Here is a 12407-nt window from a genome sequence, read left to right as displayed (position 1 = left end):
CTGATTGAGTCCTGTTGTAGCGATCGCGCCTAAATGGCCGCGCGATGAATGTCAGCTCTTCAGCTCTGCGCGATCGCGAAACTGATCAAGCGCCTCCGGGTTGGCCAGGGCATCGGTGTTCTTAACCGGCAACCCATGCACCACATCGCGAATCGCCAGTTCCACCAGCTTGCCACTGATGGTGCGCGGTATGTCACTGACCTGGGCGATTACAGCTGGGACATGGCGGGGCGTGGTGTACTGGCGTATCACCTGGCGGATGTGCTGGCGCAAGGCTTCATCCAGCTGCAGGCCGTCGTGCAGGCGCACGAACAGTACCACCCGCACATCCCCGTTCCAGTCCTGGCCGATGGCCACGCATTCCACGACCTGTTCGACTTTTTCCACCTGGCGGTAGATCTCCGCCGTGCCAATGCGCACGCCGCCCGGGTTGAGCACGGCGTCGGAGCGACCGTGGATCACCATGCCCCCGCTGGCACGCTGCTCGGCGTAGTCGCCTTGGGCCCACACCCCCGGAAACTGGCTGAAGTAGGCATCGTGGTAACGGCGACCGTCCGGGTCGTTCCAGAAACCGAGTGGCATCGAGGGGAAGTTGCGCGTGCACACCAGCTCGCCTTTTTCGTCCACCACGGGCTGACCCTGCTCGTTCCACACCTCCACCGCCATACCCAGGCCCTTGCACTGGATATCGCCACGACGCACAGGCAGGGTCGGGTTGCCCAGCACGAAGCAGGAGACAATGTCCGTGCCGCCCGACATGGACACGAGCCACAGGTCGGCCTTGATCTTGTCGTATACATAGTCATAGCTGTGCGGTGACAGCGGCGAACCGGTGGACAGCAGCAGCCGCAGGCTGGTCAGGCAGTGGCTGTTGGCAGGTTCCAGGCCTGCCTGCTCCAGTGCCGCCAGGTACTTGGCGCTGGTGCCGAACGCGTGGATGCCTTCGGCCTCTATCAGGTCCAGAAGGCGCTCGGGGCCCGGGTGGAACGGCGAGCCGTCGTACAGCACCAGCGTGGCACCCACCGCCAGGCCGCTGGCCAGCCAGTTCCACATCATCCAGCCGCAGGTGGTGTAGTAGAACAGCACGTCATCGGCCTTCAGGTCGTTGTGCAGGCCGTGTTCCTTGAGGTGTTGCAACAGCACGCCTCCGGCGCGATGGACAATGCACTTGGGCACCCCGGTGGTGCCACTGGAATAGAGGATGTACAGCGGGTGGTCGAACGGCAGCGGGGTGAAACGGGGCTCGCCGCCGGGCTGGAAGAAATCATCCCACAGGCTGACGTTGGCTGCCTGGAATTCATCGGCACGCGTGCCTTTGCGGGTATGGGGCACCACGATCAGTTGCTCCAGGCCAGGCAACTGCGCACACACCTGGTTGACCTTGGTCACCTGGTCGATGGCCTTGCCAGCATACTCGTAACCGGCGCAGACGATCAGCAGCTTGGGTTCGATCTGGCCGAAGCGGTCGATGATGCCGTGCACGCCGAACTCGGGCGAGGAGGTAGACCAGACCGCGCCAAGGCTGGTGCAGGCGAGCATGGCCACCAGTGTTTGCCAGGTATTGGGCATGATGGCGGCTACCCGGTCGCCCGGGACGATACCTGCAGCCTTGAATGCCGTTTGCAGCCCGGCCACCTGTGCGGCCAGTTCGGCATGGGTGAACACTTCGCGTTGGCCGTCTTCGCGCACGGCGACCACGGCCGGGCGGTCGTCGCGGCGGCGCAGCAGGTGTTCGGCAAAGTTCAGGGTGGCATTGGCGAACCACTGTGCATCGGGCATTTGCGGCCCTTCGCTGAGCACCTGGCTGGGCGGCGTATGCCAATGAACGTGGAAATAATCGGCAAGGGTTTGCCAGAAGGCGGGGCGCTGTTCGATGCTCCAGCCGTGCAGGGCCTGGTAGTCGTTGAGTTGCAGGTTGTAGCGCAGGTTGACCCGGCGGCGGAAGGCATCCATCCGGCTGGCCTCGATCTGCGTTGTGGACGGGCGCCAGAGCACATCGTTCATGCCGAATCTCCTTTACCGGAACAAAGCAGGCTCAGGGCAGGATCAGCCCTGTGTTGCGAAGAGGCTGACCCTGCAGAGAAAGCGGTCCTGCCTACTCTACTTTAGCCTTCTGCACATCCTGCGATGCCGCCCACACGCGGTAGCGCACTTCGACATCCTTGGGCACATACACCACCACCGGCAGCTTGCTGTTGTAGCGCAGCAGGAAGCCATCGCCGACCACTGGCACGAAGGCCTCGGTCTTCTTGCCGTCCGGGCAGGCCATCAGCGTGCTGGCCGGGCCGCTGACGTTGTCCAGGCGGTAGTAATTGTAGCCCCAGCCTTCCAGGGTGCGTGCTTCCAGGTTGCCGCCCAGGCGCTGACGATTGCAGTCGACCTGCAGCGTCTTGCCAGCGAGGATTTCCAGTTTATAGGCCGACTCGTCGGCCTGGGCCGGCAGGTGGATAACCTGCCGGGTGAAGCCTTTTTCCGCCTCGGGGTAGGGCGCGATGTCCTTCAGGCTGGCGGCCATCGCGGGTGAGGCGGCGGCCAGGCTCAGGGCCAGAATCGCGGTCATTGGGGTAGGGCGCATAAGGCCTCCTTGCTGATAAACGAATGCGCGACCGTCGCCAGGCCCAGGCCGCCCGTCACTGGGCCAACCAGCCACCATCGACGTTCCAGGCGGCGCCGCGAACCTGGCTACCGGCCTCGCTGCACAGGAAGAGTACCAGCTCACCGAGGTGTTCGGGGGTGACGAAGGCCAGCGATGGTTGTTTTTCTGCCAGCAGATCGTGCTGCGCTTGCAGCCGATCTTTACCTTGGGCCGCACGATCGTCGATCTGCTTTTGCACCAGCGGTGTCAGCACCCAGCCCGGGCATATGGCATTGCAGGTGACATGACTGGTGGCGGTTTCCAGGCCGACCACTTTGGTCAGGCCGACCACACCATGCTTGGCTGCCACGTAGGCTGCCTTGCCCATCGAGCCGACCAGGCCATGCACCGAAGCGATATTGATGATGCGCCCCCAGTTGCGCGTGCGCATGCCCGGCAGCGCCAGGCGTGTGCCATGGAATACGGCCGACAGGTTCAGGGCGATGATCTTGTCCCAGCTTTCTGGCGGGAACTGCTCAACCGGTGCCACATGCTGGATACCGGCGTTGTTGACCAGAATGTCGACGCCGCCGAACTCACGTTCGGCCAGGTTGAACAAGGCCTCGATCTGGATCACATCCGACAGGTCGGCCGGGTGGTGCACAACCTTCATCCCGTGCCGGGCAATTTCCGCCATGGCGGGGCCCGGGTCGCCAAAGCCGTTGAGCACGATGTTGGCGCCAGCCCGGGCCAATACCTGGGCGATGCCCAGGCCAATGCCGCTGGTGGAACCGGTGACGAGTGCAGTTTTGCCTTCAAGGGTCATGCCATGCTCCTTAGACGATGCCAGTGGCGTAGAACGTGGCGATGACCACGAACACCGCCAGGGTCTTGATCAGGGTAATACCAAAAATGTCCTTGTAGGCCTCGCGGTGGGTGAGGCCGGTCACCGCCAGCAAGGTGATCACCGCGCCATTGTGCGGCAGGGTGTCCATGCCACCGCTGGCCATGGCGGCTACCCGGTGTAGCACTTCCAGCGGGATATCGGCCGCGTGGGCGGCGGCGATGAACGTGTCGCCCATGGCTGCCAAGGCGATGCTCATGCCGCCCGAAGCGGAGCCGGTGATGCCGGCCAGCAAGGTCACGGTGATGGCTTCGTTCACCAAGGGGTTGGGGATGCTGCGCAGGGCATCGGCCAGCACCAGAAAACCCGGCAGCGAGGCGATTACCGCGCCAAAGCCGTATTCCGAAGCGGTGTTCATGGCTGCCAGCAAGGCACCACCCACCGCGCTTTTGGTGCCTTCGGCCAGGCGTGTACGAATGGCGCCAAAGGCGCACACCAGGACCATCAGGATGCCCACCAGCAACGCGGCCTGCACAGCCCAGATGGCCGTCAGCTTGGTCACGTCGCTTTGTACCGGTGCACTCATGCCTGGCAATTGCAGGCTGTGACTGGGGCCGTACCAATGCGGTATCCAGTGGGTGAACATCAGGTTCATCACCCCCACCAGTATCAGCGGCGACAGCGCCAGCCAAGGGTTGGGCAGGCTCAGGTCGGCAGCGGTTTCCGGTTCGTTGCGCAAGTCGGTGCCATAACCTTCACCGGCGCGCAGGGCCTTGTTGCGCTGGCGCTGCAGATAGGCCATGCCGGTAAAGAACACGAACAGCGTGCCGATCAGGCCCAGCCACGGTGCGGCCCAGGCGGTGGTGTTGAAGAAGGTGCTGGGGATGATGTTCTGGATCTGTGGGGTGCCGGGCAGGGCGTCCATGGTGAACGAGAATGCGCCCAGGGCGATGGTGGCCGGGATCAGGCGTTTGGGGATGTTGCTCTGACGGAACATTTCGGCGGCGAACGGGTACACCGCGAACACCACCACGAACAGCGAAACACCGCCGTAAGTGAGCAGGGCACAGACCAGTACGATGACCAGCATCGCCTGACGGGTGCCGAGCAGGCGGATGGCCGCGGCGACGATCGAGCGGGAGAAGCCGGACAGCTCGATCAGCTTGCCGAACACCGCGCCCAGCAGGAATACCGGGAAGTACAGTTTGATGAAACCGACCATTTTCTCCATGAACACCCCCGTGAACGCAGGGGCGACGGCAGCAGGGTCGGTGAGCAGCACAGCGCCGAGGGCGGCGATGGGGGCGAAGAGGATTACGCTGTAACCGCGGTAGGCGGCCAGCATCAGCAAGGCCAGAGCGGCGAGTGCGATGAGCACGGTCATCGGGGTGGGTCTCCTGGTGAGTCTTGTTTTTATCGTTGAACAGGAGATAGCGGGAATCGTGCCAACTATGGAACTGGCTGATTTGTAAGGGTTAAAGGGTTTTGTTAGGAGTCTGTGTCTACATTCAGAGACGCCCCGGGGCTGCGTTGCAGCCCATCGCTGGCTTGCCTGTTATCGAGGACGGGCCCTCGCTGTAATCTCAAACAAGAAACAAAAGTCTCCAATTAGAGACCCAGTGCCGCCATCTTCTTGTAAAGCGTCGACCGCCCCAGCCCTAACGCTGCTGCTGCCTCTGGCACGTTTCCTCCCTGTTCGGCCAGCGCCCCGGCAATCAGGCCGCGTTCAAAGGCCTCGCACGCGTCACGGTAGCGCTGCCGCACGGGCGCTTCAGCCAGCGGGCTCAATGGCCCCAATGCCGCACGCAGGTCCGCCACCCCCAACCGGGGCTGATCCGCCAGCAGGGTCGCGCGCTCCAGCACATTGCGCAGCTCGCGAATGTTCCCCGGCCACGCATGCCTGGCCAGCAGTTGCTGCGCTTCAGCTTCCAGCTCGTACTGGCTGCCCAGCTCAGCCAATATGGCCTCGCACAGCGCGGGCAGGTCCTCAAGCCGTTGTCGCAACGGCGGGACTTCGATCGGCAGCACATTCAGCCGGTAATACAGGTCGGCGCGGAAGGCCCCGCGGGCCATGGCAGCCTGCAGGTCGATGGAGGTGGCGGCAATGATGCGCACATCGCTGCGCAGCATCTGGTTCGACCCGACCGGTTCGTATTCCTTTTCCTGCAACACCCGCAGCAGCTTGCTCTGCAGGGCCAGCGGCATGTCGCCGATCTCGTCGAGGAACAGCGTGCCGCCTTCGGCCAGTTGCAGCTTGCCGCTGCGGCCTTTGCGGTCGGCGCCGGTAAAGGCACCCGGTGCGGTGCCGAAGAATTCGGCTTCCAGCAACGTCTCGGGGATGGCGGCGCTGTTGATGCTGACAAAAGCTTTGTGTGCCCGTGCTGACGCTGCGTGAATGGCGTGGGCCAGCAGCTCCTTGCCGGTGCCGGTTTCGCCCAGCAGCAACACGGGTGAATCGCTGCCGGCGCCACGCCGGGCGCGTCGCTTGGCTTCAAGGCTGGGCGCGCTGCTGCCTACGAACTGGGCGAAGCTGTACTTGGCCTGGCGGGCGCGCAGTTGCGAGCGGGTCGAGGCCAGTTCCTGCTGCATGCTGGCGTAGCGCTTGAGCAGCGGCGACAGGCTGCGCAGTTCGTCGAACAGGGCAAAGCCGATGGCGCCGATCAGCGTGCCCTGGTCGTCGTGGATGGGCAGGCGCATGACCACCAATGGCTCGTTCGGCGTGTCGAGCATGTCCAGCAGGATGGGGCGGCCATTGCTTACCACGTCGCGCATCAGGCTGCCGGGGATCACTGTTTCGCACGGCTGGCCGATGGCACTGGTAGCGTCGGCCAGGCCAAAGCGCCGAGCGTAGCGTTCGTTCATCCAGACGATGCGTGCCTGGCGGTCGACGATCACCGTGCCTTCGCTGGACTGTTCGATGATCTCGAACAGCGAGCGGATCGCCAGTTGCCGTACCTGGGGGTAGTCCTTGAGGCTGTTGCTGTCGTGCATGGGTGAACATCCTGAATCATGTATTGGCACAAGCCTGCGAAAAGGCCCGGCCTGAAAACTCATCGTCGGGGGTCAAACGCCTCACGCAAGGCATCCCCGATAAACACCAGCAGTGACAGGATCACCGCCAGCGCAAAGAACGCGGTAAAGCCCAGCCACGGCGCCTCCAGGTGCTGCTTGCCCTGGGTCACCAGCTCGCCCAGCGAGGCGCTGCCCGCTGGCATGCCAAAGCCCAGAAAGTCCAGCGCGGTCAGTGTGGTGATCGCCCCGGTCAGCATGAACGGCACATAGGTCAGCGTGGCATTCATGGCATTGGGCAAGATATGCCGCAACATTACCTGACTGTCCGGTAACCCCAACGCCCGCGCAGCCTTTACATACTCCAGGTTGCGCCCACGCAGGAACTCGGCGCGCACGACGTCGACCAGGGTCAGCCAGGAGAACAGCGCCATGATCCCCAGCAGCCACCAGAAATCCGGTTCGACGAAACCGCTGAGGATGATCAACAGGTACAACACTGGCAACCCCGACCATACCTCCAGCAAGCGCTGGCCGAACAGGTCGACCCAGCCCCCGTGGTAGCCTTGCAGGGCGCCCGCCGCCACGCCAATGAGCACACTGACCACGGTCAGGGCAAAGGCGAACAGCAGCGATACCCGCGTGCCATAAAGCACCCGCGCCAGCACGTCACGGCCTTGGTCGTCGGTGCCTAGCCAGTTGCTGGCACTGGGCGGACTGGGGGTGGGCACCTGCAGGTCGTAATTGGGTGTGTCGGCACTGAACGGGATCGGTGCGAACAGCATCCAGCCACCCTGTTCAGTGATCAGTTGGCGCACATAGGCGCTGCGGTAGTCGGGCTGAAACGGCAGTTGCCCGCCGAACTGCTGCTCGGTATAGCGTTTGAGCGCCGGAACGTACAAATTGCCCTTGTAGCCCAGCAGCAGTGGTTTGTCGTTGGCCACCAGTTCGGCGCAAAGGCTCAGCAGCAGAAGGCCGGCAAACAACCACAGCGACACCCAGCCCAGGCGGTGGCGACGAAAACGTTGCAGGCGACGGCGCGACAGGGGCGATAGCATCAGTGCGCCCTCGTATCGAAGTCGATGCGCGGGTCGAGCAGGGTGTAAGACAGGTCACCGATCAGGCGAATCAGCAGGCCCGCCAGGGTGAAGATGAACAGCGTGCCGAACACCACCGGGTAATCCCGCGACACGGCGGCCTCATAGCTCATGCGGCCCAGGCCATCGAGCGAGAAGATCACCTCGATCAGCAACGAGCCGGCAAAAAACACGGTGATCAGCGCCTGTGGCAGCCCGGCCACCACCAGCAGCATGGCGTTGCGCAACACGTGGCCATACAGCACGCGGCGTTCGCTAAGGCCCTTGGCCCGGGCAGTGACCACGTATTGGCGGGAAACCTCGTCGAGGAAGGCATTCTTGGTCAACAGCGTGAGGGTGGCGAACCCACCGATCACCAGGGCCGCGACCGGCAGCACCAGGTGCCAGAAGTAATCGGCGACCTTGCCCAGCAGGCTGAGCTCGTCGAAATTGTCCGAGACCAGGCCGCGCACCGGGAACCAGTTGAGCGAAGTGCCGCCGGCAAACAGGACGATCAGCAGCAGCGCGAACAGGAACGAAGGCAGGGCGTAACCAATCACGATCAACGCGCTGCTCCAGGCATCGAAGCGGCTGCCGTGGCGCATCGCCTTGCGGATGCCCAGCGGAATCGACACCAGGTAGGTGATCAGCGTGGCCCAGAAGCCCAGCGACAGGGTGACCGGCAACTTGTCGAGGATCAGGTCGGTGACTTTGGCGCCGCGGAAGAAGCTGTTGCCAAAGTCCAGCCGGGCATATTGGCCGAGCATCAACCAAAGCCGTTCGGGGGCGGACTTGTCGAAGCCGTACTGGCGCTTGATCTCTTCGATCAGTTTCGGGTCCAGGCCGCGTGTGGCCCGGGATTCGCCATGGACCACTTCAGCTCGCGCGCCGGGTGCGCCGCCACCGATGCCCTGCAGGCGCGCCACGGCTTGTTCCACCGGGCCACCCGGCGCAGCCTGGACGATGGCGAAATTGACCAGCAGGATTGCCAGCAGCGTCGGGATGATCAGCAACAGACGGCGCAGGATATAAGCGGTCATGGCGAGGCCTTCCGGCGTTCGGCCATCTGCGCGTTGGTCAGCGGGGTAGGGCTTACCTCCCACCAGGTGTCCAGGCCCTCGTCATAGGTGGCCTGGACCTTGGGCAGGCCGAAGCGGTTCCACCAGGCGGTGGAGCTGCCTGGCGGGTAATAGTTGGGGATCCAGTAGTAATTCCATTGCAGCACGCGGTCCAGGGCATGGGCGTGGCGCAGCATGTCGGCCTGGGTGTCGGCGCGGACCAGGCCGTCGATCAGGTGGTCTACGGCCGGGTCCTGCAAAACCATCAGGTTGTTCGACCCGGGGTCGTGAGCGGCCGCCGAGCCAAAGTAGTTGTACAACTCGGCACCCGGCGACAGGGTGACCGGGTAGCCGGTGACGATCATGTCGTAATCGCGCGCCATCAGCCGGTTGACGTACTGGGCCGAGTCGACGTTGCGGATGTTCAGGGTCACGCCGATCTGGGCCAGGTTGCGCTTCCACGGCAGCAGCAGGCGTTCAAGGCCCGCCTGGCCATTGAGGAACGTGAACGCCAGCGGCGTGCCCTGGCTATTGACCAGACGGTCGCCTTCGGGGTGCCAGCCGGCTTGTTCGAGCAGGGCCAGGGCCTGCAACTGCTGTTGACGGATGATCCCCGAGCCATCGGTGACCGGGGCAGTGAACACCGTGGTGAACACTTCATCTGGCACTTGGCCGCGCAAGGGGGTGAGCAGCTTCAACTCACCCGCATCCGGCAACTGGCGAGCGGCCAACGGCGTATTGGAGAACACGCTTTGCTGGCGGATGTACAGGTTGCGCATCATCTGCCGGTTACTCCACTCGAAGTCCCATAACATACCCAGCGCCTGCCGCACACGGCGGTCCTTGAACTGCGGCTGGTCGAGGTTGAACACGAAACCCTGAGCCACTTGCGGTTTGGCCGGGCCCAGGTGGGCGCGCTGCAGGCGGCCGTCGTCCAGTTGCGCACCGTTGTAGCCCAAGGTGTAGGCCGTGGCGGAGAACTCACGGTTGTAGTCGTAGCCACCGCCTTTGAGTACCTGGCGCGCCACTTCGGTGTCGCCGAAGTACTCGATGCGCAGCTTGTCGAAATTGTAGCGGCCACGGCTGGCCGGCAGGTCACGCGCCCACCATGTCGGGTCGCGTTCGAAGGTGATGCTGCGGCCGTTGTCGATGCGCCCGATGCGGTATGGCCCGCTGCCAACCGGCTTGTCGAAGCCGGCACCGTTGGCAAAATCGCGGTGCTGCCAGTCGTGCTCGGGCATTACCGGCAGGCTGGCGAGGTCCAGCGCCAGGGTGCGGCCGTGCTCGGGCTTCAAGTAGAATCGCACGCTGTGCAGGCTTTCTACGGTCACGCGGGCCACGTCGGCGAACTGGGTCCGGTACTTCAGGCTGCCCTTGCTCATCAGCAGTTCGAAGGTGAAACGCACGTCTTCGGCGCGCACCGGCCTGCCATCGGCGAAGGTGGCGCGTGGGTCGATGTCGAAACGCAGCCACTCATCATTGGGGCCGCGCTCCATGCGCCGGGCGATCAGGCCGTAAACGGTATAGGGTTCATCGTAAGAGCGTACCGCCAGTGGCGCGTACAACAGACCATCGACTTCGCTGACACCGATGCCTTTGTCGATGTAGGGGAGGATATGGTCGAACTGGCCGATCTCGATGGCCGAACGGCGCAAGATGCCGCCTTTGGGGGCGTCGGGGTTTACATAGTCGAAATGCCGGAAGCTGGCGGCGTAGCGGGGGGCTTCACCGTAGACCGTGAGGGCGTGGGTGGGCGCGGCCTGGACCGTAAAGCCCATGCACGAAAATACAAGCCCCCACAATACTTGTGGGAGCGGGTTTACCCGCGAATGCGTCGGAGCAGGCAACGAGGTTGTCTGGTCTGGCCTCTTCGCGGGTAAACCCGCTCCCACAGGGGGGCTGATCACCGGGAGGGGTGAATCAGTCCTGGCGGCTGGTCACTTCCAGCAGGTGGTAGCCAAACTGGGTCTTCACCGGGCCTTGCACAGTGTTGACTGGGGCGCTGAAGACCACGGTGTCGAATTCCTTGACCATCTGGCCTGGGCCGAACGAGCCCAGGTCACCGCCCTGACGGCTGGACGGGCAGGTGGAGTTGGCTTTGGCGATTTCAGCGAAGTCGGCGCCTGCTTCGATCTGGGCTTTGAGTTCGTTGCACTTGTCTTCGCTGCTGACCAGAATGTGGCGGGCGGTTGCACGGGCCATGGGTACTGCTCCTTGGGGGTAAAAAGGCAAGCCTAGCGCACTTGTCCGGGGTATGTCTCGCCAGGCTTGCAACCATTGGCCTACAGTTTTTGTGCCGCCTCACGCAACAGGGTTTCGGTCGAGGCCCAGCCCAGGCAGCCGTCGGTAATCGACACACCGTATTTCAGCGTGCCCTTGCCCAGCGCCTGGCAGCCATCGAACAAGTGCCCTTCGATCATGACGCCGACCAACGAACGGTCGCCGGCCAGGCGCTGCTCCAGCACATCATTGAAGACCGCTGGCTGGCGCGCCGGGTCCTTGCCGCTGTTGGCGTGGCTGCAATCGACCATGATCCGTGCCTGCAGACCGGCCTTGGCCAACGCCTGGCGGGCCATGGCAATGCTGTTGGCATCGTGGTTCGGGCCTTTGTGGCCGCCACGCAGTACAAGGTGTGTGTCCGGGTTGCCCAAGGTCTCGATGATCGCCGGGTGGCCCTGAGCATCCATACCGAAGTGGCGGTGTGGGTGGGCCGCGCTGCGCATGGCGTCGCTGGCGATGGCGATGCCGCCGTCCGTACCGTTCTTGAAGCCGACCGGCAGCTCCAGGCCACTGACCATTTCGCGGTGGATTTGCGATTCGGTGGTGCGTGCGCCGATCGCCGCCCAGGCCAACAGGTCGTCGAAGTAGCCGGCGGCCATCGGTTGCAGCAACTCGGTGGCGATCGGCAGGCCGCGTTCGATCATGCTCAGCATCAGCCCGCGAGACAAGGCGATACCCGAGTGCATGTCGTCACTGCCATCGAGGTGCGGGTCGTAGGCCAGGCCTTTCCAGCCTACTGTAGTACGCGGTTTTTCGACGTAGGCGCGCATCACCAGCAGCAGCTTGTCGTTGACTTCGCGGCCAAGGGCGGCCAGGCGGTCGGCGTATTCCAGGGCCGAGCGTGGGTCATGAATCGAGCACGGGCCGACGATGACCAGCAGGCGCGGGTCGCGGCCTTCGAGGATGTTGCGGATGGCCTGGCGATGGGCCTGGACTTGCTGGGCCAGTTCGCTGGGCAGTGGCATCTGTTGCTTGAGCAGGTGCGGGCTGGGCAAGCGTTTGCTGACAGTGGTGTTGGCCGCTTGCGGCTGGGTCAGGGGCAGGGCGAGGCTGGAAGCGTGCATGGCGTTTTTCCCTGGGCGGACAGCGGGTTCAAGCCCGCATGGTCGGCCCTATCGAGGTGTTCGACAGATCGTTGAATTCGTATTGGCTGCTGCATTGCCACCTGTAGAAGACCGATCGGAGGCGGCTGGCTGGCCCGAACGGGATTGGCTAAATCGCCAGGCGGAGGTGTTTGCGTAGTAATAAGTGGCGTAGTTCATGAATCTGTCCTCAAGGTGAATCGGTGTTGGTCAAAGGCCTGAAAAGCAAAACCCCCGGTCGGGAAGCCGACCGGGGGTTTGAGTATTCTCATGTTCGGCGGCCCCTCGAAGGTGGGCGCCGGGTGGGTATCGGCGCCTAGTGGCTAAACCAATACCCAAAGTAATAGCTGGCAGGTGCCACGCAGCCGGCAACGGCCAGCACAGGGCGCAGGCTGCGACCGGTGTGGTTGGCGGGGTTGCGGGTGTGTTTCGGCATGTTGCTCTCCAGTGAATGAGCCCGAGCTTACTTCAGTTTGTGCGGGC

Annotated in this window: 10 protein-coding genes; all 10 read right to left on the bottom strand. The window is 63.6% G+C overall.

Translation table 11 applies throughout. From position 1 onward, the window contains the following. Positions 1-51: 51 nt before the first annotated feature. A complete protein-coding gene (locus ACF8Q6_RS05575) occupies positions 52-2004 on the bottom strand; it encodes an acetoacetate--CoA ligase (RefSeq protein WP_392494224.1) in 1953 nt (650 codons plus the stop codon). A gap of 91 nt (positions 2005-2095) precedes the next feature. Further along, positions 2096-2575 carry a serine protease inhibitor ecotin gene (gene eco / locus ACF8Q6_RS05570; RefSeq protein WP_392494223.1) on the bottom strand — a complete coding sequence of 160 codons (480 nt, stop codon included), beginning with the start codon at positions 2573-2575 and terminating at the stop codon, positions 2096-2098. A 55-nt stretch (positions 2576-2630) separates the two neighbouring features. Next, positions 2631-3401 carry a 3-hydroxybutyrate dehydrogenase gene (hbdH, locus tag ACF8Q6_RS05565; protein WP_392494222.1) on the bottom strand — a complete coding sequence of 257 codons (771 nt, stop codon included), beginning with the start codon at positions 3399-3401 and terminating at the stop codon, positions 2631-2633. Positions 3402-3411: 10 nt separating this feature from the next. Next, entirely contained in the window at positions 3412-4803 is a 1392-nt protein-coding gene (locus tag ACF8Q6_RS05560) for a GntP family permease (protein WP_392494220.1), read from the bottom strand. Between the two features lie 224 nt (positions 4804-5027). Continuing rightward, the gene (locus ACF8Q6_RS05555; RefSeq protein WP_392498446.1) at positions 5028-6410 is read right to left on the bottom strand and encodes a sigma-54 interaction domain-containing protein; all 1383 of its coding nucleotides are present in this window, start codon (positions 6408-6410) and stop codon (positions 5028-5030) included. A 59-nt stretch (positions 6411-6469) separates the two neighbouring features. Continuing rightward, positions 6470-7486: an ABC transporter permease gene (locus tag ACF8Q6_RS05550; protein WP_392494391.1), complete on the bottom strand. Its 1017-nt coding sequence runs from the start codon at positions 7484-7486 to the stop codon at positions 6470-6472. Continuing rightward, positions 7486-8544 (bottom strand): microcin C ABC transporter permease YejB, encoded by a 1059-nt coding sequence (locus ACF8Q6_RS05545; protein ID WP_064490558.1) that lies wholly within the window; start codon positions 8542-8544, stop codon positions 7486-7488. Before ACF8Q6_RS05545 ends, ACF8Q6_RS05550 begins: the two co-directional genes overlap by 1 nt. Further along, positions 8541-10340 carry an extracellular solute-binding protein gene (locus ACF8Q6_RS05540; protein WP_392494393.1) on the bottom strand — a complete coding sequence of 600 codons (1800 nt, stop codon included), beginning with the start codon at positions 10338-10340 and terminating at the stop codon, positions 8541-8543. Before ACF8Q6_RS05540 ends, ACF8Q6_RS05545 begins: the two co-directional genes overlap by 4 nt. A gap of 142 nt (positions 10341-10482) precedes the next feature. Continuing rightward, complete coding sequence (locus tag ACF8Q6_RS05535) at positions 10483-10764, bottom strand: peptidylprolyl isomerase (protein WP_003248318.1); 282 nt, start codon at positions 10762-10764, stop codon at positions 10483-10485. Positions 10765-10844: 80 nt separating this feature from the next. After that, positions 10845-11906 carry a 3-deoxy-7-phosphoheptulonate synthase gene (locus ACF8Q6_RS05530; RefSeq protein WP_014591068.1) on the bottom strand — a complete coding sequence of 354 codons (1062 nt, stop codon included), beginning with the start codon at positions 11904-11906 and terminating at the stop codon, positions 10845-10847. Between the last annotated feature and the right edge of the window lie 501 nt (positions 11907-12407).

Origin of the sequence: Pseudomonas sp. GLN_2 (assembly GCF_043106005.1) — a bacterium.
Lineage (GTDB): Bacteria > Pseudomonadota > Gammaproteobacteria > Pseudomonadales > Pseudomonadaceae > Aquipseudomonas > Aquipseudomonas alloputida.
This window is presented reverse-complemented; position numbering and strand designations above follow the sequence as displayed.

Excerpts from the sequence above, each read along its gene's own strand:
- ACF8Q6_RS05575 (WP_392494224.1), bottom strand. The coding sequence starts at position 2,004 with ATGAACGATGTGCTCTGGCGCCCGTCCACAACGCAGATCGAGGCCAGC.
- eco (WP_392494223.1), bottom strand. The coding sequence starts at position 2,575 with ATGCGCCCTACCCCAATGACCGCGATTCTGGCCCTGAGCCTGGCCGCC.
- hbdH (WP_392494222.1), bottom strand. The coding sequence starts at position 3,401 with ATGACCCTTGAAGGCAAAACTGCACTCGTCACCGGTTCCACCAGCGGC.
- ACF8Q6_RS05560 (WP_392494220.1), bottom strand. The coding sequence starts at position 4,803 with ATGACCGTGCTCATCGCACTCGCCGCTCTGGCCTTGCTGATGCTGGCC.
- ACF8Q6_RS05555 (WP_392498446.1), bottom strand. The coding sequence starts at position 6,410 with ATGCACGACAGCAACAGCCTCAAGGACTACCCCCAGGTACGGCAACTG.
- ACF8Q6_RS05550 (WP_392494391.1), bottom strand. The coding sequence starts at position 7,486 with ATGCTATCGCCCCTGTCGCGCCGTCGCCTGCAACGTTTTCGTCGCCAC.
- ACF8Q6_RS05545 (WP_064490558.1), bottom strand. The coding sequence starts at position 8,544 with ATGACCGCTTATATCCTGCGCCGTCTGTTGCTGATCATCCCGACGCTG.
- ACF8Q6_RS05540 (WP_392494393.1), bottom strand. The coding sequence starts at position 10,340 with ATGGGCTTTACGGTCCAGGCCGCGCCCACCCACGCCCTCACGGTCTAC.
- ACF8Q6_RS05535 (WP_003248318.1), bottom strand. The coding sequence starts at position 10,764 with ATGGCCCGTGCAACCGCCCGCCACATTCTGGTCAGCAGCGAAGACAAG.
- ACF8Q6_RS05530 (WP_014591068.1), bottom strand. The coding sequence starts at position 11,906 with ATGCACGCTTCCAGCCTCGCCCTGCCCCTGACCCAGCCGCAAGCGGCC.